Here is a 23,637-nt window from a genome sequence, read left to right as displayed (position 1 = left end):
CGTGATGGGGTCGACCGAACCCGGCGGAACGATACCGAACCTCGTGAATCCAGACAAGAGGACGTGGATCGAAGCAAAAGGTGAAAGGACGAAGGACGAAGGTGAGCTAAGTCACTTTCGTCCTTCGGCCTTCAGACTCCGTCAGCTATCGTGTCCCGAACAACCGATCGCCGGCGTCGCCGAGGCCAGGGAGGATGTAACCGTTCGCGTTGAGCTCGCGATCGAGCGCGGCGGCGAAGATCGGCACGTCCGGATGCGCGGCGTGCAACCGCTTCACGCCTTCCGGAGCGGCGACGAGACAGAGGAACTTGATGCGCGTCGCGCCCGCACGCTTGAGTGATGCGACGGCGCTTGCCGCACTGCCGCCGGTGGCGAGCATCGGATCCAACAGGAAGAAATCACGCTCGGCGGCGTCGCCCGGGACCTTGAAGTAGTAGTCCACCGGCTCGAGCGTGTCGTGGTCGCGGTACAGACCGATATGCCCGACGCGCGCGTTCGGCACGAGGCGAAGAATGCCTTCGACCATTCCGAGCCCAGCGCGCAGGATCGGCACCAGCGTCAGCTTCTTCCCCGCGACCTTGTAGCCGGTCATCGACTCCAGCGGCGTGTCCACCGAGACGGGGCCGAGCGGCAGATCGGCCGTGGCCTCGTAGGCCATCAGCATCGCAATCTCGTCCACCAGCTCCTTGAAGATCTTGGTGGGCGTCGCCTGGTCGCGCAGCAGCGCGAGCTTGTGTTGCACCAGGGGGTGCGAGACGACGGTGAGGCCGGGCAGCGCGGGGGTGGTCGGCATAGGCGAGAAGGTAGTAACTTCGGCGCGATGAAAGAATATCAGGCGGTGATCCTGCGGCTGACGCGCCACCAGCGCGAGGACGAGGACGCATTGACCGACCTCCTGAATGAACGCAGCCGCGGCGGCTGGACGCCAACGATGATGACGCAGGACGGCCAGCGCCTGACGCTGGTCTTTGCGCGAGACGCCGAGCCGGAGCGCTAGTGCGGCTCCAGTTCGTGGGGGCAGCCCGTGAGGTGACGGGGTCAGCGCACCTGCTCCACGTCCACGGCCGGACGATTCTCCTGGACTGCGGCCTGTTCCAGGGACGCCGAGCGGAGTCGACGGCCAAGAACCGGAAGCTTCCGTACGCCGTGGACCGGATCGATGCCGTGGTGCTCTCGCACGCGCACATCGACCACGCCGGGCGACTGCCGTTTCTCGTGAAGGAGGGCTATCGCGGCGCCATCCACAGCACCGTGGCCACGCGCGACCTTTGCGAGGTGATGCTGGCCGACTCCGCCCACATCCAGGAGAAGGACGCGGACTTCCTGGCGCGGCACCGGAAGGAGCGCATCGAGCCGCTCTACGACCTGCGCGACGTCTCGACCACCATCACGCAGATGCGTCCGCATCGGTATCACGACCGCTTCGAGGTGATCCCGGGCGTGACCGGCCGCTACGTGGACGCCGGGCACATCCTCGGGTCCGCGTCCGTGGAGTTGGAGTGGGAGGAGGACGGCGCGACCCGCCGGCTCGGCTTCAGCGGCGACGTCGGGCGCGAAGGCCTCGCCATCATCCGCGACCCGGAGCCGCTGGAGCGGCTCGACTGGATGATCATGGAGTCGACCTACGGCGACCGCGACCACAGCAGCGTCGCTGGCGCGCGCGAGGCGTTGGGAAAGATCGTGAGTGAGACGGCAGCGCGCGGAGGACGCGTGCTCATCCCGGCCTTCGCCGTCGGGCGCACACAGGAACTCCTCTACAACCTCCACGCACTGGTTCGCGCGGGGCAGATTCCGCGCATTCCGATCGTCATCGACAGCCCCTTGGCCACGGAAGCCACGGCGGTGTTTCGCGAGAACGCCGGCGACTTCGACACCAGCGAGCCCTTGGTGCGGAGCACCAACGGCAACGGCGACGCGTTGTTCGACTTCGACCTCGTGCAGTTCACGCCGAACGTCGAGGATTCCAAGGCGATGATGCGGCGCAGCGGGCCGATGATCGTGATTGCTGCCTCGGGGATGTGTGAGTCGGGACGCATCCTGCACCACTTGGCCCACAGCGCGCCGGACCCCCGCTCGACGATCCTCATTGTCGGCTTCCAGGCCGAGCACACGCTCGGTCGCCGCATCGTGGAACGCGCCCCGCAGCTAAAGATCTTCGGGGAGATGGTGACGCGTCGCGCGGACGTGCAGGTGCTCAACGGCTACAGCGCGCACGCCGACCGTGGGGAGCTCGAGGGCTGGCTTGGCGCCGCACGCGAGAGCTCGCCCAAGCTGCAGGACGTCTTCTTGGTCCACGGCGAGCCGAAGGCGCAGGACGCGCTTGCCGAGCGGCTGCAGGCGCTCGGGTACGCCGTGAGCTGTCCAACGCCCGGATCCAATGTCACGCGCTGATGCGCGCGCCAAGATTCTCGAGGGCGCCATCACCCTCGGTGCGTCGCAAGGCGTCGGCGCGCTGAGCCTCCAGGGCATTGCGACGGCAGCCGGAGTCAGCAAGCCGTTGGTGCTCTATCACTTCGGCGACAAGGACGGCGTGTTGCGCGCCCTTGGCGATGCTTTGGTCGCGTCGGACGTGGCGCAGCTGGAGAACGCCGCGGCATCCGATGACGTGCTCGAGTCGTGGCGGTCGCTTGCGCGCAGCGCGGAGCACTCTGGGCGTCGGGCGTTGTTGGCCGCACTTCAGCTTGAAGCCGCCGTTCAGCCGGCTGCGGGTGGGTGGCGCCAGGCGCGCCTCGCCCAAGCGACCGCCGTCGCGCTGACGATCCTCCGAAGCGCGGGACTCACGCCGCGCCACGCGCCGACGCTGCTCGGCACGATGGTGTTGCATCAGCTTGATGGACTCGCCGTGTCAGCGAAGGCCGGTGAGATGGCCCTCGACGCATCGGACGCCCGACAGGACGCGTTCGCCCTGGCCCTACTGGCCCTCGGCGACTGAGCATCCGAGCGCTCCCGCGGGTAGTTTGCACTGATGTCGCCGCGCACTGCCTGGTCGATTCGCCGTCGAGTGGTTCTCACGCTCGGCGGCGTGCTTTGTCTGGGCTGGATGGCGTCGGCGGTGGCTGTGCTTCGTGCGGCCACACACGACCAGGCGGTTGGCGACGATGCTCGGTCGGATGCGATCGTCGTGCTGGGCGCGGCGCAGTATCGAGGACGTCCATCTCCGGTCCTGCGCGCACGCCTGGATCACGCCGTTGGGCTGTATGCGCGTGGCCTGGCGCCCCGCATCGTGATGACGGGCGGGATCGCCGAGGGAGATACGGCGTCCGAAGCCATGGTCGCGCGGGCGTACGCCCTCGAGGCCGGCGTTCCCGACTCGGCGATTCTGCTGGAGAACGAGGGGCGCACCACCGGGCAGAGCCTGGAGCGCGTGGCGCGACTCCTCGAGGCGCGCCGTCTGGGCTCGGTGATTCTCGTCTCGGATCCGTTCCACGTCCTGCGCGCGGGGCGCATCGCCCGTCGGTACGGACTTGAGGTTCGAACCTCGCCGACCCGCACCGACGATGCCTGGCAACGCGTGGGTCGGCAGCCCGGCTACTTCTTTGGCGAGACGGTGAAGGCACCGCTGGCCTTCATCCTGAATTGGTAGGGGCGTGACCGCGGGCGCGCTGCACATCCCCATCGTGGAGCATCGGCTGGCGAACGGGCTGCGCGTGATCCTCTCGGAGGACCACGCCACGCCGATCGTGGCCGTGAACCTCTGGTACCACGTCGGATCGGCAAACGAGCGGGTGGGGCGCACGGGCTTCGCGCACCTATTTGAGCATATGCTCTTCCAGGGCAGCGCGAACGTAGGGGCGAACGAACACTTCGAGCTCATCCAGCGTGCGGGCGGCACCTGCAACGGCAGCACGTGGTTGGATCGCACGAACTACTACGAGACCGTGCCCGCCCATCAGCTCGAGCTGGCCCTCTGGCTCGAGGCCGACCGGATGGCACGCCTGCTGCCGGCAATGACGCAGGAGAAGCTCGACACGCAGCGCGACGTGGTGAAGAACGAGCGGCGCTGGTCGGTGGACAACCAGCCCTACGGCACCTGGTGGGAGCGATTGCCTGCGCTGTGCTTCCCACCGGAGCATCCCTTTCACCACTCGCTGATCGGGTCGATGGACGACCTGTCAGCGGCGAGCCTCGACGATGTCGCGGCGTTCTTCCGCACGTTCTACACGCCGGACAATGCTGTGCTGAGCATCGTGGGCGACTTCGAAGCGACGTCTGCGATGGCGATGGTCGAGCGGCACTTCGGCGGCATCTCGCGCGGTGCCGGGCGGCCTGAGCTTCCGCCGATGGCGCTACCGGCACGTTTCGGATCCTGGCGCCGCGAGACGGTGGAGGACGACGTGGCCGCCGTGCGCAGCTTCCTGGCGTTCCGTGTCCCGCCGGCAGGCAGCGACGCGTGGTACGCGCTCAGTCTGCTGGGCGCGGTGCTCGGCATGGGCGAGGCGGCGCGACTGCCCCGGGCCTTGGTTCGCGAACAGGCGGTGGCATCGGATGCTGGCGCCTACACCTTCGACCTCGCAAAGGGCAGCGACCTGCTCATCTGCGATGTGACGGCGCGGCCGGGCGTGTCGGCGGAGGCGATTGGCGCGGCCCTCGAGGCGGAGATCGAGCGTCTGCGCGCGTCGGGGGTGTCCGAGCCGGAACGCGCCCGTGCGCTGGCGCTGGCCAAGAGCGGCTGGGTGGCCGGCTTGCAGTCGGCGGGGTCGCGTGCCGATAAATTATCGCAGTACGCTACTTATTTCGGCGATGCCCAGTTGGTGAACGAGGAGCTGGCGCGCTACGAGGCCGTCAGTTGCGCGGCGATGCACGAGGCCGCGCAGTCGCTGCTTGGCGAGGACAACCGCGTGACGCTGACCTTCGTGCCGCGCAGCGTCGACCAGGCGAAGGCCGACGGGTCGGGTCCCGGTGCGGCGGCAACCCAGGCAACCGGCGGGTCGGCGTGAGTGGCTCCCCGCGACCCGAGGCCGCAGCGGTGCGGCCGTACCAGTTCCCGGCAGTCCATCGCCACCGGTTGGGGAACGGCCTGCGCGTGGTCGTCGCCCCGATGCAGCGCCTGCCGCTCGTGACGGCGATGGCGCTGGTGGATGCCGGCGCCGTGGAGGATCCCGTGGGCGCCGAGGGGCTGGCGGCGCTCACGGCGCGCACGCTCGACGAAGGCAGCGGATCGCTGGACGGCGCCGCCCTCACGGAACTCTTCGAGTCCTTGGGCACGGCGTTCGAGGCCTCCGCGGACTGGGACAGCAGCGTGGCGCGCATCACGGTGATGCCGCAGCACCTCGATAGCGCCTTCGCCCGGTTCGCTGAGGTGCTGCGCGCACCGAGTTTCCCGGATCGGGATGTGGCGCGGCGGCGCGACGAGCGCCTAGATGATTTGGCGCAGGCGCTCGCCGAACCGCGCGGCCTCGCGGATATGCGCTTTGTTGGGTTCCTCTACGAACCGACTGCGCGGTTCGCACATCCTGCCGGCGGTGACCGACGCAGCGTGTCGCTCCTTGATCGCGACGGCGTGCGGAGTTTCCACGCCACGCGCTATCGGCCGGCGGTGACGACGCTTGTATTTGTCGGCGACATCACGCCGGAGGATGCACTGCGCCTCGCGGAGTCCCGATTCGGCGACTGGCAGGGCGCGCCAGCGGCACCCACGGCGGCTGCGGCGGACGCCGTGCGCAGGGGTCGACGCAGCGTACTCGTGGCAAAGCCTGGCGCGCCGCAGTCGGAGCTGCGCATCGGGCATCGCGGCGTGCCGCGCGGCCACCCGGACTACCTAGCGATCGTCGTGATGAATGCGATCTTGGGCGGCCTGTTCTCGTCGCGCATAAATCTCAATCTTCGCGAGCGCAACGCGTTCACGTACGGCGCGTCGTCGGGCTTCGATTGGCGCCGCGCGGCCGGTCCCTTCGTCGTGAGCACGGCGGTGCAGAGCGACGTGACGGACCGGGCCGTGCAGGAGGTGCTGCGCGAGCTGGACGCGATTCGCGAGTCGCCACCGACGGCGAACGAGCTCAGTCTCGCCACCGACTATCTCGCCGGCGTGTTTCCCATTCGCTATGAGACGACCGCCGCGGTGGCCGGCGCCATTGGCGGTGCGATCGTCTACGGACTGCCGGACAATTGGTTCGAGACCTATCGCGACCGCGTGCAGGCGGTGACAGCGGCGGATGTGCACGCGGCTGCGCGTGCGGTGATCGATCCCGGCCAACTGTTGGTGCTGGCGGTGGGTGACGCCGACGCCGTGTCCAAACCGCTGGAGTCCATCGAGCACGGAGCGCTAAAGGTTGTCATGGCTACCGACGATCCGACGGAGACCGGCACGGCGTGATGCCGTCCACCCAGAGCCCCCACGAGGACAGATGACACAGGAGCCGGGACGCATCGATGGCGCGCGTGCGTGGCAGCATCGCTTTCTCGATGCGCACGTGGACCGCGTGCGATTTCCGGATGGAAGCGAGGGCGAACAGGTCCTGATCCATCATCCGGGCGCATCTGCCGTGGTGCCGGTGTTGAGCGATGCGCGCGGCGAGGATCCACAGCTGCTAATGATTCGGCAGTATCGCTACGCGACGGGCGGATATCTCTGGGAGATCCCGGCCGGACGACTCGAGCCGAACGAGGAACCGATTCGCTGCGCGGAGCGCGAGCTGCTGGAGGAGACGGGATGTCGCTGCGAGCGACTGGTTCCGCTCACGAGCATGTGGACGACGCCAGGCTTCACGAACGAGAAGATCCACCTGTTCATGGCAACCGGGCTCACCCATGGCGAGGCGGCGCGGGAGGCCGACGAGTTTATGGAGGTGGTGCCGCTCCAGATGTCGAAGGCCCTGGAGATGATTCGTGACGGCGAAATCACCGATGCAAAGACAATGATCGCCCTTCTATATGTAGCGGGGTTCTCTGGCGTCCTCGAAAAGTGACACGAGAGTTCCTTCTGGGGGACAGAATCCAACATTAAGTGGCGATTAACACGTTGTAAATCAACAACTTAGGCGCCTTTCCCGGCTGGCACGGCCCCTGCCTTCCATATCGACGGGGGAACACCGACCGACTTCTCATCACGAGGAGACTATGGGAAGCGCAGCCAGGAAGCTCCAGGATCGCCAGGTAGAGTATCGCCCGCTCACCGACCTCAAGACGCTCGATGATGGCGCGTTGGTGACCGAATACTTGCTTGGTCAGACCCGCGCGTTCGACGCGCTGGTGGATCGCTATCAGCACCGCCTGCTGAACTTCATTTACCGAACCGTGGGCGACCGCGAGCGCTCCGAGGACCTCGTGCAAGAGGCCTTCATCCGCGTGCACCGGCACATCGCCCGGTTCGACCACTCGAAGAAGTTCTCGACCTGGATCTACACGATCGCGTCGAACCTCGCGAAGAACGAGCTCCGCAACCGCTCGCGCAATCCGCTGGTGCTGTACCAGACGCTGACGTCGAGCTGGGACGACGACGAGCGCCCGCTGGAGTTCGAGGACTCGTCGATGCGTCCCGACGACATGTACCGCAAGCGGCACATCCGCTCGCTGGTCGAGCAGACGGTCGCCCAGCTGCCGGAGCATCATCGCGAGGTGTTCGTGCTTCGCGAGCTCGAGGGCAAGTCCTATGAAGAGATCGCCGACATCACGCACTGCAACCTCGGCACCGTGAAGTCCCGCCTGAACCGGGCGCGGGCCAGCTTCGCCGAGATCATCGAGCCGGACCTGCGGTAGGAGTAGCACTAGCACGGAAGGGGGGTGGGACCTCCGAAGGCACACCGCAGCCGGAACGCGAAACGTCCTCCAGGGTACCGGAGGGCGTTTCGTACTTTCGGTCCTTCGGTCGGTCCCCCACCGTTCCGTGCCATGATGCCCTGCTCCGATTTTCGCGCCCGCCATCTCGCTTGGCTCGACGCATCCCTCGACGCCCCCGTGGCGCAGCGGATGCGCACCCACGCCGATTCCTGCCCCCGCTGCCAGCGCTTTGACGCGTCCGTGCGGCTGGGGCTCTTGCTCGCCCGCCACACGCAGCCACTGCGGTTCTCGTCGCTCGCGCGTGCGCGGCTGCAGTCGCGACTGAAGGCGCAGCCGCGCGCGGAGCCGCGCCCTACCGGCGCCGCTATATTGCCCTCCTATGGCAGCGGCGACGCACAAGGCGTTCAAGGCAGCATTGGAGTTGGGGGAGTTCGCCCCGGTGTACGTCTTCCACGGTGCGGATGACTACCTGAAGGAGGAGGCGACGCGCGCGTTGGTGGCGCGCGCGACGGACCCCTCCACGCGCGACTTCAACTGCGATCTGTTGCGCGGCGGCGAGATCGACGTTGCTGCGCTCTCCAGCGCGCTAGAGGCGCTCCCAATGTTGGCCGAGCGTCGCGTGGTGGTGCTGCGCGATCCGGCGGCGATGCGGAAGCCGCTGACGGAACGCCTGAAGGCCTATCTCAAGAAGCCGGCGGCCGAGACGCTGCTTGTGTTGGTCGTGCCAGGCGGCAGTAAGGTCGACGCCTGGATGAGCGCCGATGCCGCGGCGCTGGAGTTCAAGGCGCTCGAAGGCGCCGACCTCGCCAAGTGGATTGCGCACGAGGCCCGCACGCATTTGAAGTCGAGCATCACCGCGGAGGCGGCCGAGCGGTTGGCGACCTACGGCGGCAGTGATCTCGCCCTACTCGCGGGTGAGCTGCGGAAGCTCGCCGCCTATTCGGGAAGCGAGACGATCGACGCGGCGGCAGTGGAAGCCATCACCGGCGTGCGTCCGGGCGTGTCGCTCGGCGATCTCTTGGATCGTGCGGCGTCTCGTGACGCGACCGGTGCCGCAGCGCTGGTGGGCGAAGTGCTGGCGCAGCCAAAGCAGTCGGGCGTCACGACAGTAATGGCGCTGACGGCGCAGATGCTGGCGATTGGCTGGGGCGTGGCCGCGCGCGCGCGAGGATTGCCGCAGCACCGGATGGAAAGCGAGTTCTTCGGATTGCTAAAAGCAGGCGGCGGTGTGTACACCGGGCGCGCCTGGGGCGAGGCCGTGAAGTGCTGGGCGCGCGCGGTGCCGAAGTGGAGTCTCGAGGAAGTCGCGCGTGCGATGCCACACCTGCACGCCGCCGACGCAGCGCTGAAGGACAGCAAGGTTTCGAGCGAGGAGCAGATCGTGACGTCACTGCTGTTGGCCATCGTGCCGGCGGCGAGCCGGAGGCGCGCCGCGTGAACACTCGATGCAACAATCCATTCGCTGTCCTAGCGCTGCTGGTCTGTGCAGCCATGGCTGCCGCCGCACCGCTTGCCGCGCAGGGCGCGCTCGCAGACTCCGCCGCCGCCGCGGCGCGACGCGACGCGTTTCTGCGCGCGCAGCAGCAGGTGAATCTCGGACGCGGGGCGCAGGGCCGTGCCATTCTCGATTCCCTGTTGAGCGCCACGCCGGCACGCAGCGAGGCCGAAGCGGACGTGCTGTTTTGGCGCGCGACGATCGCCGAGTCTTGGGACGCCGCGCAGCGAGACTACCTGCGCGTGATGCTGGAACACGAGCGCACGCCCCGTGCCGCAGAGGCAATGCTGCGCTTGGCGCAGGGTGAGGCGACGCGCGGGGACCGAGAGGCCGCGCTGCGCTATCTCGACCGGCTGGAGACGCAGGCGCCGGACTCGCCACTGCGCGCGGACGCTGCGCTGTGGAAGGGTCGCATCCTGATTGATCGCGGTGCGCGGCCCGAGGGTTGTGCGGTGCTGCGCTCCGGACGGCCGCTGGTCGCTGCGGGCGCACTTGAACTCGAGAACCAGTACGACTTCCTGCTTCGCGGCTGTGCCCAGACCGTTGCGATGGATACCACTCGCGCTCCTGGCACAGGCGCCGCGGCGACTCCGCCTTCATCGCGTGCGCCCGCCGCGCCTTCGCCCGCAGCTCCCACCAGCGCGCCAGCCACACCCCCGGCGACAACGCCGGCGTCGACGCCAACTGGCAGCGGCCCCTTCTGGTCCGTGCAGGTTGCGGCCTTCCCCGACGCCGCCACGGCCAACAGCTTCGTCGCCGAGATCAAGGGCCGAGGCTATGAAGCGCGCGTGGATGGGACCAGCGCACCGTATCGCGTGCGCTTCGGGCGCTACGCGACACGAGCGGCCGCCGATACGGCAATGCTCGCCTACCGCACCAAGGAGCGGTCGGACGCCTTCGTCGTGCAGGTGCCGCGCGAATGAAATCCGGGGGCGAGACCCCGTTGATGGCGCAGTACCGGGAGATCAAGGCGCGACATCCGGACGCGATCCTGTTTTTCCGAATGGGCGACTTCTACGAAATGTTCTACGACGATGCCGAGGTCGCCGCGCGCGTGCTCGGCCTCACGCTCACGTCGCGCAACAACGGCGGTGCGGCGGAAGTGCCGCTGGCCGGGATTCCGGTGAAGGCGGCCAGCGAGTACCTGCGGCGCTTCGTCTCGCAGGGATTTCGCGTGGCGATCTGCGAGCAGGTCGAGGACCCGAAGCTCGCCAAGGGCATCGTCAAGCGTGAGGTGATCGAGACCATCACGCCGGGCGCGGCGTTCAGCGATGATCTCCTTGATGGAGACCGCAACAACTTTCTCTGCGCGGTTGTCGTGCGCGCGGAAGGCGTGGGCATTGCGGCGGCCGATCTTTCCACGGGCGAGTTTCGCCTCGTCACGGCGCGCGCGGGCGACGCGGACGCGATGCTCGCGCGGTTGTCGCCGCGTGAAGTGCTCGTCGCGGGCAGCGACAGCGGAACGACCGACGACGCGACCGAAGCGCTGATTGCGCCGCTCGGCGCGTTGGTGACGGCGCGCCAGGCCTGGGAGTTCGACCACGAGCGCGCCGCGGACGCGCTCGCACAACAGTTCGCGGTGGCGTCACTCGAAGGCTTTGGGGTGGGCGCGGCTGACAGCCCAGCTGTCGGGGCGGCCGGCGCCTTGTTGCGCTACCTGCGTGAAGTGCAGCCGAGTGGACTGCCGCACCTGGCGCGTCCGAGTGTCGAACGGCCAGGCGGCACGATGCCGTTGGACGAGATGACGCGGCGCAACCTCGAACTCGTGGAGTCGTTGCGTGGGGGCGAGGACACGGCGGGCACCCTGCTCGCAGTGTTGGATCGCACGCAGTCGCCGATGGGCACGCGCTTGCTGCGGCAGTGGATCCTTGCACCGCTCACGGACCGCGCGGCGATCGACGCGCGCCTCGACGCCGTGGAATCGCTGGTGGGCGACGGCACGGCGCGCGCCGCGTTGCGCGAGGCGCTGGATGGCGTGCGCGATGTCGAACGCCTGGCCGGGAAGTCGGCGGCGCAACGCGCCACCCCTCGTGAACTGCGTGCACTTGGCGACTCGCTCGCGCGGTTGCCACAGGTGGCGACCGCGGTTGGGAAGACCTCACGCGCGGGACTGCTTGCTGCGCTCACCGCGGACTGGGACGATGCGGCCGACCTTGCGGCGCGCATCCGCGCGGCGCTGGTCGAGCGTCCGCCACTCAGCTTCGGCGACGGCGAGACCATCGCGCTCGGGGTGGACGCAGAACTCGACGAACTCCGCAGCATTGCGAGCGGCGGCAAGGACGCCATCGCCGCGCTGCAGGCGGAGGAGCGCACGCGCACGGGCATCGGCTCGCTCAAGGTCGGCTACAACCGCGTGTTCGGGTACTACATCGAAATCACGAACGCGCACAAGGACAGCGTGCCGGCCGACTACCAGCGGCGACAGACGTTGACCGGCGCGGAGCGCTACGTGACGCCGGCGCTCAAGGAGTTCGAAGAGAAGGTGTTGGGCGCCACCGAGCGCATCGAGGCGATGGAGCGGCGCCTGTTCGAGGCGCTGCGCAGCGAGGTGGGCGCAGCCATCGTGCGGTTGCAGGCGATCGCGGCACGCGTGGCGCAGCTGGATGTGTTGGCCTCGTTGGCAGAAGTGGCCGTGCGCGAGGGCTATGTGCGACCGGTGGTCGATGACGAAGCCGTGCTGGAGATCGTGCGCGGGCGGCATCCGGTGGTGGAGCGCATGATGCCGCGGGACCAATTCATCCCGAACGACGTGTCGTTGGCGCCCGACGCGCGGATGATCATCCTCACGGGCCCGAACATGGCGGGCAAGAGCACGATCCTCCGGCAAGTCGGACTGCTCGTGCTGATGGCGCAGATGGGCAGCTTCGTGGCGGCGAGCCGTGCGCGCGTGGGCATCGCGGACCGCGTGTTCACGCGCGTGGGAGCCAGCGACAACCTCGTGCGCGGGCAGTCCACCTTCATGGTGGAGATGGCCGAGACCAGCGCCATCCTGCACTCGGCGACGGCGCGGAGCCTTGTGCTGCTCGACGAGATCGGGCGCGGCACGGCGACCTGGGACGGGCTGAGCATCGCCTGGGCGGTCAGCGAACACCTGCACGAGCGGACGCGCTGCAAGACGATCTTTGCGACGCATTACCACGAGCTCACGCAGCTGGCCGACGAATTTGTATCAGTGCGCAACTATAACGTGGCGGTGCAGGAATCCGGGGACCGGATCCTGTTCCTGCACAGTTTGAAGCCGGGCGGCGCTGACCGGTCGTATGGCATCGAGGTCGGGCGCTTGGCGGGCCTCCCGGCGCCGGTGATTGCGCGGGCGCGGACGCTGCTCAAGGTCTTGGAGAGCGAGCAGTTGGTGCCGGCGCTGACGGCAGGGGGGCGCGGCGCCGCCGCCGCGTCGACGACGGGACCGGGCAAGGTGGGAGCGGGGCGGGGACGGGGAGCCGAGCCCGCAGTGGATCAGCTGGCCCTGTTTGCGGCGCCCGACCCGGTGCTGGAGAAGCTCCGCGACGTGGATGCCAACGCGATGACCCCGCTGCAGGCCCTGGCGTTGCTGGCCGAGCTCGCCGACGAGGCGCGCGGCGAGCGGCCCGGAGTCCCGGCGTCTTCCGGCGTCGCTCCGACGGAAGGCCGTGCGTAGATTCGGGGGATGACCGACTCCCTGCGAAATCGCGAACCCTACGGCAACGTCCTCGAGACGATCGCCTGGACGCCACTCATCCGGCTCAACAAGGTCACGGAAGGCATCCGCACGCCCGTGTACGGCAAGGCGGAGTTCTTCAATCCCGGCGGCTCCGTGAAGGACCGCATTGGGTTGCCGATGATCGAGCGCTTCGAAAAGGAGGGCAAGCTCAAGCCCGGCGGCACGATCGTCGAAGGCACGAGTGGCAACACCGGCATCGGACTGGCGATTGCCGCGGCGCTCAAGGGCTACAAGTGCATCTTCACGATGCCGGACAAGATGTCGCAGGAGAAGGTTCGGTTGCTCAAGGCCTTCGGCGCCGAGGTGATCATCACGCCGACCGCGGTGCCGCCGGACCATCCGGACAGCTACACGTCGATGGCCAAGCGCATCGCGAAGGAGACGCCGGGCGCGGTGCTCGCCGACCAGTTCTACAACCAGGCGAATCCGGAGGCGCACTACGCCAGCACGGGTCCTGAGCTCTGGGAGCAGACGGCCGGCAAGATTACGCACTTCGTGGCAGGCGCGGGCACGGGCGGCACCATCACCGGCACGGCGCGCTACCTGAAGAAGAAGAATCCCAAGGTGCAGATCGTTGGCGCGGATCCTGTGGGGTCGATTCTCGCCGAGACCTGGCGCAGTGGCGGCAAGAACAAGGTTGAGGGCGCGCCATACAAGGTGGAGGGCGTGGGCCAGGACAAGATTCCCGGCACGCTCGATCTTTCGCTGGTGGACGAGTACATCAGCGTGAGCGATCGCGACGCGTTCTCGATGGCGCGGCGCCTCACGCGCGAGGAGGGGCTCTTTGTCGGCGGATCCGCGGGGATGATTGCGCACGCCGCGCTCAGCGTGGCGCGACGTGTGAACGATCCCGACGCGTTGGTGGTCACCGTGCTCTGCGATACCGGCGAGCGCTATCTCTCGAAGCTGTTCAACGACGAGTGGATGCGCGAGAACCAGCTGCTGGACGCCGAGAAGGTGACGCTCGGCCAGCTCCTGGGTGCAAAGGGCGGGCAGATCCCTGCGCTGGTGAGCGCGACACCGGGACAGAGCGTGAGGCAGGCGTTGGGCCTGATGAGCCTGCACGACGTGTCGCAGTTGCCGGTGATGGACGGCGCGAACTGCGTGGGCTCGGTGAGTGAGAGCGTGCTGAGCGTGCGCGGGCTCGAGGACACCAAGGTGCTCGAGCGCACGGTGAGTGACGTGATGGACGCGCCGTTCCCCATCGTGGATGCGCAGACGCCGGCCGATGCTGCAGTGAAGCTGCTCGGGCGGAATAACCCCGCCGTGCTGGTGCGCGATCACGGCACGGTGCAGGGCATCCTCACGCGCTCCGACCTCCTGCAGTTCCTGATGGCGCGCTGACGTGAAGATTCTCGTGCTCTTGGGAGGCAGCTCGGCGGAGCGTGAGGTGTCGCTGTCGAGTGGTGGACGGGTCGCGGAGGCGTTGAAGGCGCGCGGACACACGGTGACGACGGCGGATCCGCATCCGGATCCGTTGGCGGTGCTGGATGCCGCGAGACAGGCCGACGTGGTGTGGATGGCGCTGCACGGCGGCACCGGCGAGGACGGCACCATCCAGGCGCTGTTTGACCTTGCCGGCGTGCGCTACACAGGGAGTGGACATCTCGCCAGCGCGCTGGCGATGGACAAGGATTTGTCCAAGCATCTGTTCCGCGCAGCCGGGGTGCTCACGGCGGACTGGCGGATGGTTATCGCAAACTCCGCTCTGGCCACGCGTGACTGGCGGGAACCGGTCTTTGCGACCGAGACGTTCGCCGCGTTGGGGAATCCGGTGGTGGTGAAGCCCTCAAAGCAGGGCTCGACCGTGGGGCTGGATATCGTGAAAGCACCCCAGAAACTGGCGGGGGCGATCGCTGAGGCGTTCAAGCACGACGACGAGGTGATGCTGGAGGGCTACGTGCCCGGTCGCGAGCTCACGGTCGGGGTGCTCGGCGGGGTGGCGCTGCCGGTTGGCGAAATCATCCCCAAGCACGAGATTTACGACTACGAGTGCAAGTACACGCCGGGGATGGCGGAGGAGCTGTTTCCGGCGCCAATCGACGACGTCGTGCGCGACGAGGCACAGCGCCTGGCGCTGGCCGCCTACGCGGCACTCAAGTTGCGAGGCTGTGCGCGCATTGATTTTCGGTTGCATCCGGACGGGCGGCTGTTCTGCCTTGAGGCGAACACGCTGCCCGGCATGACGGGAACGAGCCTGGTGCCGCAGGCGGCGATGGCGGCCGGGATCGACTTTCCCGAACTCTGTGAGCGCATCGCCGTGGAGGCGTTGCGGTCGGTGGGAGGAGACTGAATGAGTGGAAGTATGCCGTTGGCCGCCGCGTTGGCCGGGGTACCGGCCGGTGTGCAGGCGCTGGGCCCCTGGGCCGGGCGTCGGCAGCTGTTCATCAAGTTCGCGGGCGAGGCCGAGACGGCGACGATGTATATGACGCCGGCGTTGATTCGCGAGCTGCAGCGGCAGATGGGGCGCTCGACGTTCCATTCGATCGCGATCGCCGGGCGCGACCCGCTGGGCAGCGTGCCCTTCCTGAAGGCCGCACTCGACGCTGCCGCGCCGAAGATCCCGGTGATGCTGGATACCGACGGCCTGCGGCCGGAGGAGCTGCCGGAGCTGCTCGGGCATCTCGCGCTCGTGCAGGTGACCGTCGAGTTCACGGGCAATGAAGCGGTGCTCGACCACGTGATCGAGACGCTGCGCGTGGCGGCCAAGGGCAAGGTGGCGCACGCGCTGGCGTTGGTGCCGCGCGAGGACACGACGGACTCCGTGCTGATGCGCCTGATCCAGGAGGCGCACAGTGCGAGCGCCGATACGCAGATCGTGATCCAGCCGCCGACCAACGGAGACGGCACGCCGACGCTGGACCGTCGTTGGGCCACGCTGCTGGAGCAGGCGGTATCCGTGCACGCCGACACACGCCTGGCCGTGAAACTTCCGCCGCCGACGGGGCTACGATAGGCTGATGGCCGACTCACCGCCGATTCAGACTGCGCCGACCGCGCCGCACGCCGGAGGATCCTTGATCCCGCCGGCGACGCTGTGGTTCGTGGGCGCGCTGCTCGGCGTGCACTTCCTGCAGTGGACGGTGGTGCAGCCCGAGGCGATGCAGGCGGTGTTCGGGTTCCGTCGAGGCGACCTGGATGCTGGTCGCTGGTGGTCGGTGGCCACCTACGCGCTGGTGCAGCCGTCGGCATTTGTGCTCGCACTCAACGTCTATATGACGGTGCTGTTCGGCCCGCGGCTGGAACGGTTCTGGGGTTCGCGGCGCTTTGCGGGATTCCTGGCACTGGCTGCGTTGGGCGGATGGATCCTGCACCTGTTTGTCGGTGGCGATGCCACGTTGCTGGGTGCGACGGCCGTTGGGTTCGGCGTGCTTGGTGCGCACGCGATGCGCTGGGGCGGCGAGGAGCGGGTATTGGCCGGCGGATTCACCGTGCGCGTGCGCTGGTTGGCCGCGTTCGTGGCCGCGGTGGTGATGCTCAGCGGACTCGAGGAGCCGATCGGCGGCGGGCTGCCGTTCGTCGCGCACCTCGGCGGTCTCGCCGCGGCCTGGGTGTTTGCGCGCACGACCAGCGTGCTGTTCGTGGAGCGATTCCGCGAAGGCGTGTCGGCGATGCCTGACGAGCCGCCCGAAGACCAGCCGCCCCGCGCCGTGCCCAAGACGCTGCCGCGTTCGCGCGCGCAGCGCGAATCGATTGACGATGTCGTGGCGCGCACGAACGCGGAGTCCTCGCGTCGACAGGCCACCCCGACGCGGCGCCGCGCGCCGCGCCCCGAGGAGTCGCAGGATGCCGCCGCCGCGCCGCCGACGTTGGATGCGATCCTCGACAAGATCTCCGCGGAAGGGCTCGACCGGCTGACGCCGGACGAGCGCCGCGTCCTCGACGACCACTCGCGCAAGCTGCGCGACGAATAATCCCGATGCCACAACCGGAACTGCTGGAGACCTTCCCGAATCCGTATCCCGATCGGGACTACGAGATCTTCATGACCACGCCGGAGTTCACGTCGCTGTGCCCGTTGGGCGGCGTGGAGTCGGATGCGGCCGAGTTGGCGCTGCTCAAGGGCGGCGCGCCGGACTTCGCGACGATCAACATCACCTACGTGCCGGACGCGGAGTGCATCGAGCTCAAGTCGCTCAAGCTGTATCTGTGGAGCTTCCGGAACGACGGGATCTTCTATGAGCGGGTAGTGAACCGTATCCTGGACGACCTGGCCGCGAAGGTGAAGCCGCGGTCGTTGAAGGTGGTCGGCGATTTCAATGTGCGGGGTGGGTTGAAGTCGGTGATCAGTGCGGAGTATCGGAAAGCCTAGGGCAGCGCGACGGTCGTCTTGTGGGGCTCGAGGGCGACAGGTAGGCTTCTCGGCGCCGTTCCTCACCTTGCCTTGACTCCGACGATGCGTCTACGAGCCCTTCTGCTGTGCTCCGTGTTGGCGAGCCAGGACCTTGGCGCCCAATCAATCTCGATCACGCCGTTTGGTGGCATCACGCTGCCGATATCCGGGCGCGTGGTGCAGCGCGTGCCTGCTCCGCCAATATCCGGCCTGGACTCCACGTCACTTGTAAATGAGTTCGAGCAGGGGTACACGCTCGGCTTGGCGGTCGATGTCGATCTTGGCGATCGCTTCGGTGCGGCGGCCCTGCTAAGTCTGAACGCTGCCGAGCGCCGCTCACATCAGAGGGAGATTGAGGGTCCCGGTCGCAGCACGGAGGCGCACACGGTTTCGTTCGCGCTCTTGGGGACTGTTCGAGCCCATCCGACCGACCGCTTATTGCTCCGGCTCAGCGCGGGGCCGGAACTCCTGAGTCTGTCTGGCGGCGCAGCGTCCAACGAGGGCGATGTGCTCCCGCCGTACTACCTCGCCGAGAATAGGGTCGTGCTCGGAGGCCTCGGGACCGCCAGCCTGGCCATCGACACGAGAATGGCGACGCTCTCCCTCGGTGCCGCGTATCGATACTACGCTCCACGCTTCGGCACAGGGCCGAAGGGGTTTGTCGTGGAGCCGTCGATAGTGGAGCAGACCGCCGTCAGCCAGCTGGTGCTCTCGCTTGGCGTTCAGCTACGCGCGCGCGGTGGCGAGCGCTAGATCGGCGAAACCGCCCCCGAACTCCACCCAATACTCCCCCGGCGCCCAGCTCCCCAGCGCGGATACGTCCCCATCAACCGCGCTTCAGTGGCGAGCGCCCCGATCTCCGCCACGACCGCCTCGGCCGCCGTATCCCCAACCTGGTGGTCGAACTCGATGAAGAACCGGTAGCTCCACGGTTCTCCCGTCGGCCGCGACTCCAGCCGCCGAATGCTCACCCCGTGCATCGCCAGCGGCGTGAGACACGCCAGCAGCGCGCCGGGCTGATCGCCAGTGGTGACGACAAACATCGTCCGCGCCGGCGTCCCCGCCGGCAACGTCTGCGGCGTGCGCGATATCCCAAGGAACCGCGTCTGATTGTCCGGCCGGTCCTCGATGTCCGCCTTGAGCACCTTGAGCTCGTAGTGCAGCGCCGCCCGACGACTGGCCACCGCCGCCACCGCCGGGTCGGCCACCTTGCTCACGTCCATCGCCGCGCCTGCGGTGTCGTACGACGGGTGCACCTCGAGCTGCGAGTGCTCAGCGAAAAAGATCTGGCACTGCGCCTGCGCTACGGGATGACACAGCACCGTCGTGATGTTCTCGAACTCGGTGTCGGGCGCGCCGAGCAGGCAGTGGTGCACGGCGACCACCGTCTCGGCGACCACGTGCAGGCCCGGCATCGCTGAGATGGCATCGTGGCTGCCGGCGATGCTGCCGGCCATCGTGTTCTCGATGGGGAGCACCCCGCGGTCGGCGACCCCCGCCGCGACCGACGCCGTCACATCGGCGAAGTCGCGGTACGGGAGACGCTGAACATCGCCACCCCACAACTGCTGGATGGCCTCGTCGGAGAACGAGCCGAGCTCGCCCTGGAATGCGATGCGCAGTCGCGCACGGTCACTCACTACTTCATCAGCTCCGCAACAGGGATCACCGTGATGGGGCCAAGGTTGAGGGCCTCGATGCCTGCACGAATCTGCGACAGATCGCCCACGACGACAATCGTGGCGTTGGATGCCGGGATGAGCCGCTGGGCCACGCGCTGCACGTCCGCCGCCGTGACCTTCTCCACCGCGGCCACATACTCGGCGAGGTAGCTCAGCGGGAGATTGAACGCGGCGAGCGAGGTGAGCTCGCCGGCGATCTGCGCCGTGGACTCGAAGTCGCCCGGCACGCCGAGGGCCAGGTAGGCCTTGGCGCGCGCGAGCTCGTCCTCACCGACGGGTGTGTCGCGTAGGGTGTTCATCTCCTTGAAGAACTCAACGAGCGAGCTGTCCGTGACGTTGGTGCGCACCTGCGAGCTGGCCTGCCAGGCGCCGGGCAGCGGGCGGAACTGGAAGCCGGAGCCGGCCCCGTAGGTGTAGCCCTTGGTCTCGCGCAGGTTGCTGTTGAGGCGCGAGGAGAAGGAGCCGCCGAGGATGGTGTTCATCACCATGATGGCGGCGTAGTCGGGCGTGGTGCGCTCGATGCCCGGCGTGCCGATGATGACGACCGACTGTGCGGCGGCCGGCTTGTCGACGAGGATGACGCGACGCTCGGTGTTGCGGACGGGCGTCGCCATCACAGGCGCGGGCGTGCGCTCGGCGCCCATCGCCCGCCAGGCGTTGCTGCCGAAGCGACGGTCGAGCAGCGTGCGCGCTTCCGTCTCGGAGATGTCGCCAACGACGGTGAACGTCGCGCGCGAGGCGCGGTAGGCGCCGGTGTGGAAGGAGCGCACGCTGGCCGAGTCGAGGGCCGCGGTGCTGGTGGAATCACCCGAGAGCGAATTGTGATACGGGTGACCCTTGGGGAAGAGGGCGGTCTCGAAGGCGCGATTGGCGATGGCGCCGGGCTGGTCCTTGGCCTGCAGCAGTCCCGCGAGGCGCAGGTCGCGCTGGCGCTCGACGTCGGCGGACTTGAAGCTGGGGCGCAGCACGACGTCCGCCATCAGGTCAAGCGCCGGTTCGAGATTCCGCTTGGACACGCGCAGCGTGATGCTGGTGTTGTCCCAGGAGGCGTTGCTGGACAGCGTGGCGCCGAGGAAGGCGATCTCGGACTGGAGGGCGTTGGCGTCGCGCGTGCCGGCGCCCTCGCGGATCATCAGGGCCGTGAACGAGGCGAGGCCGGGATGGTCGTTGTCGAGCCGTCCGCCACCGGCCAGCTGCAGCGTAATGTGCACGAGCGGCAGCTCACGCTGCTCGACGACCTTGACGGCGGCACCGCTGCCGAGCCGCGCGGTCTTCACGGCGGGCAGCACGAGCGCTGGCGCGGGCCCGAGGGCTGGTGCCTTCGAGCGGTCGAAGGCCTGCTGTGCGTCGACGGCCTGAGCGCCGAGCGCGAGGCCGGAGACGATGGCGGCGGCGGCCGCGATACGGGTGGCGCGAATCACTGGGCGATCCTCCGCGTGGCGGCGAGCTCCGTCTTGCCCTGCGGGACGACGCTGAGCGTGACGCGGTTGGTGAGGAGGTACTGGCGCACGACGCGCTGCACATCGGCGGCGGTCACGGCGAGGTAGCGGTCGAGGTCCTTCTGGAAGTAGTCGGGCGTGCCGGTGGCGTAGTAGTAGTTGTTCAGCCGGTCGGCCTTGGCGCTCACGAACTCGAGCGAGTTGAGGAACGAGGCCTCGATGGCATTCTTGGCCTGCTCGAGCTCACGCGCCGTGGGCGGTGCGGCGGCGAGCTTGCGCATCTCGGCGTCCACCACGGCCTGCAGGGTGTCGAGGTGCACGCCGGGGCGCGCGGTGGCCATCACCATGAAGTCGCCGTCGAGGCGCTTCGAGGAGTTGAAGGCGTTGGCGTTGGTGGCCAGCGGGCGGTCGTACACGAGGGCCTGCGTGAGCCGCGAGTTGCGTGCGCCGGAGAGGATGTAGGCGGCGATGTCGAGCGCGGCGTCGTCACGCGAGTACTCGGGCACCGTGTGCCAGGCGAGATAGACACGCGGCAACTGCACGCGGTCCTCGAGCACGATCACGGTGTCGCGAAGCGTGAAGGCGGCGGGCTTGGGGCGCTCGATGGCAGGACCGCGCGGGATCTCGCCGAACATCTGGCGCGCGACGCGGCGCACGGAGTCGGCCTTCACGGCGCCGGCCACGACGATGGTCGCGTTGTTGGGCGTGTAGTAGGTGCGGAAAAACTCCTTCACGTCCTCGAGCGAGGCGGCGGAGAGGTCGGCCATCGAGCCGATGGTGCTCCACGAGTACGGATGCCCGCCCGGGTAGATGGCCTTGGTCAGGTTCTCGAAGGCCAGGCCGTAGGGCTGGTTCTCGTAGCTCTGGCGGCGCTCGTTCTTCACGACGTCGCGCTGCAGGTCGACCTTGGGCGCGTCCATCGTCTCGAGCATCCAACCGAGGCGGTCGGCCTCGAGCCACAGCATCAGCGGCAGCGCCGAGGCGGGGCCGGACTCGTAGTAGTTCGTGCGATCGGTGTTGGTGGAGCCGTTGTTGTTGGCGCCGGCCGCTTCGAGCAGGCGATCGAACTGCGGGTAGGGCGCGTTTTCGGAGCCCATGAACATCAGGTGCTCGAAGAGGTGCGCGAAGCCGGTGCGGCCGACCTTCTCGTCACCCGAGCCGACGTGGTACCAGACGTTGGTTGTCACGACGGGGACGGAGTGGTCCTCGTGGATGATCAGCGTGAGGCCGTTGGGGAGGGTGTCGACGGTGACGGGGACGCGGATTTGGGACTCGGCCGCTTGGCTTAGTGCCGCGAGCAAGGCCAGTGATTGCAGGATGCGGGATGCGGGCATTGAAGGCAGTGGTGAGTTGTGAGTTATGAGTTGTAAGAGTTGAGTAGGTCGGGTTCTGGCTTACCACTCACGACTTTGAACTGCTTGGGATGCGGGGATGCGGGACCACGACTACTGCACGCAGTTGCCGCGCGGGTTGGGCTTGGGCTTGTCGACCAGCGGCCGTTCCGCGGCGTTGGCCACGGCGGTCGCCAGTTCAAACGTATACCGGCTCACCTTTGCGAGCTTGTCGAAATCGATGTACTGCACCTCGTCCGTGACCTGATGGTAATCGGCGTGACCGCCGGTGGACATAAACACGATGGGGATGCCGTACCGGGCGTACATATAGTGATCCGAGCGACAGTAGAACTGCTCGGGGTGGCCGGTGGCGTCGTACTGGTAGTCGAAATCCCAGTTGAAGCCCTTCTCGCGGCTGACGCGCTCGACCATATCGCCCAGCTGGGTGGAGAGGCGGCGCGACCCGATGAGCTGGATGTAGTTGGGGCCGCCGTTCACTTCCTCGCCCGGGCCGCCGCGGCCGATCATGTCGAGGTTGAGCTGCGCGACGATCTTGTCGCGGTCGACGGTCGGGTGGTCCGTGAAGTGCTCGGCGCCAAAGAGGCCGAGTTCCTCTCCGGCGTGCCAGACGAAGAGTATGGAGCGCTTGGGGCGCTCGCGTTGGGCAGCGAAGGCGCGGGCGACTTCGAGGATGCCCATCGAGCCGGAGCCGTCGTCGTCGGCGCCGTTGTAGATGGAGTCGAGGCGCGGCGTGGGGTAGAGCGCGCGGATGGAATCCATGTTCACGTGCACCGAGGCGGCTAGCTCGGCTGTGGCGGGGCCGCCGGTCTCGAGTTGCTTGCGGCGGAGTTCCAGCTGGAAGGCGCGCGTGGAGTCGCGGTCCTCGGGCGCGCCGACGCCGACGTGGTCGCTGTGGGCACCGATGGCGACCATCTCTTCGCGCAGCGACGGGTCACTGCCGCGCAGCAGGGCGACGACGTTGTACGACTCGACGGGCTGCGGCTTGAAGCGATACTGGCCCTGGATCGGCGTGCCGGACGCGCCGATGCGCGCGTCGGCAAGATCACCGACACCGAGGATGCGCGCGGCGGTGGCGCGGGTGATGTGCAGGTAGCCCGGCAGTTCGGGGCCACTGGGCGCGCTGCCGTCGTCGAGCACCATCGCTGCGCTGGCCAAGGCGGCGCGCAGCGATGGGTCCATCAGGTCGAAGTTGGCGACGATGATGGCGGCGGCCTGGGCAAACTGCGCCTGCGCCTGGAGCTTGATGACCGTGGAGTTGTCGAGCGGCGTGGAGACGATCACTGCCTTGCCGCGAACGTCCGCGCCACCGAGGAGCCCGGGCGCACCCCAGACTCCGGCGTAGATGACTTCCGCGCCCTCGACCAGGCGTCCGCGCGGGCCTTGGTTGCGTGGGAGGTAGTCCACGTACGGAGTCAGCGTGCTACCGGCGGCCGTGATGGACGATGTCGCGGTATCAAGCACCGTGGTGATGAGCGGGACGCGTTGCAGGAACGTGCCGCTCTCGCCGGCCGGCTCAAGTCCCATCGCGCGCAGCTCGGAGGCGATGTACGCCGTGGCGCGGCGATGGTCAGCGGTTCCGGTAAGCCGACCGCGCATCGAGTCGGCGGTGTAGCGCTCGAGGCGATCACGGAGCGCGGCGGGCGACATCGGCGCGGCGGCAGCAGCGGCGGCACGGGCGGCGGGGCGTTGCTGGGAGGGGAGCGCGAGCGGAGACAGGGTGGCGACGGCCAAGGCGGCAACGGCCGGGGCGGCAAACGCGGCAACGGCGGCCGTGGCGAATGGGCGGCGCATCATACGGGCGAGGTCAGGGGGAGGTGGCGCGTGGTTGTCCAAGATAGGACAGCGTGGACTGGCTCGGGGTTGCCCCGAGGCCCATACGGGCCAAGTGGACCGAAAGTGCCATCCCGTGCGGACTTA

23 protein-coding genes are annotated in these 23,637 nt (G+C 68.0%); 18 read left to right on the top strand and 5 right to left on the bottom strand.

Annotation, left to right across the window (positions count from 1 at the left end; all coding sequences use genetic code 11):
• Window positions 1–145: 145 nt before the first annotated feature.
• Window positions 146–793 (bottom strand): uracil phosphoribosyltransferase, encoded by a 648-nt coding sequence (gene upp / locus KF709_06995; GenBank protein MBX3174142.1) that lies wholly within the window; start codon window positions 791–793, stop codon window positions 146–148.
• Window positions 794–820: 27 nt separating this feature from the next.
• On the opposite strand from upp, the gene KF709_06990 reads away from it, so the two are divergent.
• The 18 genes from KF709_06990 to KF709_06905 all read left to right on the top strand — a co-directional run bounded on the left by KF709_06990 (window position 821) and on the right by KF709_06905 (window position 17,997).
• Entirely contained in the window at window positions 821–997 is a 177-nt protein-coding gene (locus KF709_06990; protein ID MBX3174141.1) for a hypothetical protein, read from the top strand.
• The gene (locus KF709_06985; GenBank protein ID MBX3174140.1) at window positions 997–2,391 is read left to right on the top strand and encodes an MBL fold metallo-hydrolase; all 1,395 of its coding nucleotides are present in this window, start codon (window positions 997–999) and stop codon (window positions 2,389–2,391) included. The genes KF709_06990 and KF709_06985 overlap by 1 nt, the downstream gene beginning before the upstream one ends.
• Complete coding sequence (locus KF709_06980) at window positions 2,378–2,932, top strand: TetR/AcrR family transcriptional regulator (GenBank protein MBX3174139.1); 555 nt, start codon at window positions 2,378–2,380, stop codon at window positions 2,930–2,932. The genes KF709_06985 and KF709_06980 overlap by 14 nt, the downstream gene beginning before the upstream one ends.
• Window positions 2,933–2,965: 33 nt before the next feature.
• Entirely contained in the window at window positions 2,966–3,583 is a 618-nt protein-coding gene (locus KF709_06975) for a YdcF family protein (protein ID MBX3174138.1), read from the top strand.
• Between the two features lie 4 nt (window positions 3,584–3,587).
• The gene (locus KF709_06970; protein MBX3174137.1) at window positions 3,588–4,937 is read left to right on the top strand and encodes an insulinase family protein; all 1,350 of its coding nucleotides are present in this window, start codon (window positions 3,588–3,590) and stop codon (window positions 4,935–4,937) included.
• Window positions 4,934–6,313: an insulinase family protein gene (locus KF709_06965; GenBank protein MBX3174136.1), complete on the top strand. Its 1,380-nt coding sequence runs from the start codon at window positions 4,934–4,936 to the stop codon at window positions 6,311–6,313. The genes KF709_06970 and KF709_06965 overlap by 4 nt, the downstream gene beginning before the upstream one ends.
• A gap of 31 nt (window positions 6,314–6,344) precedes the next feature.
• The gene (locus KF709_06960) at window positions 6,345–6,905 is read left to right on the top strand and encodes an NUDIX hydrolase (protein MBX3174135.1); all 561 of its coding nucleotides are present in this window, start codon (window positions 6,345–6,347) and stop codon (window positions 6,903–6,905) included.
• A 151-nt stretch (window positions 6,906–7,056) separates the two neighbouring features.
• A complete protein-coding gene (locus KF709_06955) occupies window positions 7,057–7,695 on the top strand; it encodes a sigma-70 family RNA polymerase sigma factor (protein MBX3174134.1) in 639 nt (212 codons plus the stop codon).
• A 132-nt stretch (window positions 7,696–7,827) separates the two neighbouring features.
• Complete coding sequence (locus KF709_06950; protein MBX3174133.1) at window positions 7,828–8,181, top strand: zf-HC2 domain-containing protein; 354 nt, start codon at window positions 7,828–7,830, stop codon at window positions 8,179–8,181.
• Window positions 8,096–9,154 carry a DNA polymerase III subunit delta gene (holA, locus tag KF709_06945; protein MBX3174132.1) on the top strand — a complete coding sequence of 353 codons (1,059 nt, stop codon included), beginning with the start codon at window positions 8,096–8,098 and terminating at the stop codon, window positions 9,152–9,154. Before KF709_06950 ends, holA begins: the two co-directional genes overlap by 86 nt.
• Window positions 9,155–9,207: 53 nt before the next feature.
• The gene (locus KF709_06940) at window positions 9,208–10,134 is read left to right on the top strand and encodes an SPOR domain-containing protein (protein ID MBX3174131.1); all 927 of its coding nucleotides are present in this window, start codon (window positions 9,208–9,210) and stop codon (window positions 10,132–10,134) included.
• Window positions 10,131–12,848 (top strand): DNA mismatch repair protein MutS, encoded by a 2,718-nt coding sequence (mutS, locus tag KF709_06935; GenBank protein ID MBX3174130.1) that lies wholly within the window; start codon window positions 10,131–10,133, stop codon window positions 12,846–12,848. The genes KF709_06940 and mutS overlap by 4 nt, the downstream gene beginning before the upstream one ends.
• Before the next feature lie 9 nt (window positions 12,849–12,857).
• Window positions 12,858–14,255 carry a cystathionine beta-synthase gene (locus KF709_06930; GenBank protein ID MBX3174129.1) on the top strand — a complete coding sequence of 466 codons (1,398 nt, stop codon included), beginning with the start codon at window positions 12,858–12,860 and terminating at the stop codon, window positions 14,253–14,255.
• Between the two features lies 1 nt (window position 14,256).
• Window positions 14,257–15,204 (top strand): D-alanine--D-alanine ligase, encoded by a 948-nt coding sequence (locus KF709_06925; GenBank protein ID MBX3174128.1) that lies wholly within the window; start codon window positions 14,257–14,259, stop codon window positions 15,202–15,204.
• The gene (locus KF709_06920; protein ID MBX3174127.1) at window positions 15,205–15,867 is read left to right on the top strand and encodes a hypothetical protein; all 663 of its coding nucleotides are present in this window, start codon (window positions 15,205–15,207) and stop codon (window positions 15,865–15,867) included. It abuts the gene before it with no gap.
• A gap of 61 nt (window positions 15,868–15,928) precedes the next feature.
• Window positions 15,929–16,825 (top strand): rhomboid family intramembrane serine protease, encoded by an 897-nt coding sequence (locus tag KF709_06915; protein ID MBX3174126.1) that lies wholly within the window; start codon window positions 15,929–15,931, stop codon window positions 16,823–16,825.
• Between the two features lie 5 nt (window positions 16,826–16,830).
• Entirely contained in the window at window positions 16,831–17,223 is a 393-nt protein-coding gene (gene queF, locus KF709_06910; protein MBX3174125.1) for a preQ(1) synthase, read from the top strand.
• An 84-nt stretch (window positions 17,224–17,307) separates the two neighbouring features.
• Window positions 17,308–17,997 carry a hypothetical protein gene (locus tag KF709_06905; GenBank protein ID MBX3174124.1) on the top strand — a complete coding sequence of 230 codons (690 nt, stop codon included), beginning with the start codon at window positions 17,308–17,310 and terminating at the stop codon, window positions 17,995–17,997.
• Here the strand turns inward: KF709_06905 and KF709_06900 are convergent.
• The 4 genes from KF709_06900 to KF709_06885 form a co-directional block, all read right to left on the bottom strand.
• Window positions 17,994–18,884 carry an ACT domain-containing protein gene (locus KF709_06900; GenBank protein MBX3174123.1) on the bottom strand — a complete coding sequence of 297 codons (891 nt, stop codon included), beginning with the start codon at window positions 18,882–18,884 and terminating at the stop codon, window positions 17,994–17,996. The two genes, KF709_06905 and KF709_06900, sit on opposite strands and share 4 nt — an antisense overlap.
• Window positions 18,884–20,347 carry an insulinase family protein gene (locus tag KF709_06895; GenBank protein MBX3174122.1) on the bottom strand — a complete coding sequence of 488 codons (1,464 nt, stop codon included), beginning with the start codon at window positions 20,345–20,347 and terminating at the stop codon, window positions 18,884–18,886. Before KF709_06895 ends, KF709_06900 begins: the two co-directional genes overlap by 1 nt.
• Window positions 20,344–21,699, bottom strand: a complete 1,356-nt coding sequence (locus KF709_06890; protein ID MBX3174121.1) for an insulinase family protein — start codon at window positions 21,697–21,699, stop codon at window positions 20,344–20,346. The genes KF709_06895 and KF709_06890 overlap by 4 nt, the downstream gene beginning before the upstream one ends.
• A 111-nt stretch (window positions 21,700–21,810) precedes the next feature.
• Complete coding sequence (locus tag KF709_06885) at window positions 21,811–23,511, bottom strand: M20/M25/M40 family metallo-hydrolase (GenBank protein ID MBX3174120.1); 1,701 nt, start codon at window positions 23,509–23,511, stop codon at window positions 21,811–21,813.
• Window positions 23,512–23,637: the final 126 nt, after the last annotated feature.

This window comes from Gemmatimonadaceae bacterium, from assembly GCA_019637445.1.
Classification (GTDB): Bacteria; Gemmatimonadota; Gemmatimonadetes; order Gemmatimonadales; family Gemmatimonadaceae; genus Pseudogemmatithrix.
This window is presented reverse-complemented; position numbering and strand designations above follow the sequence as displayed.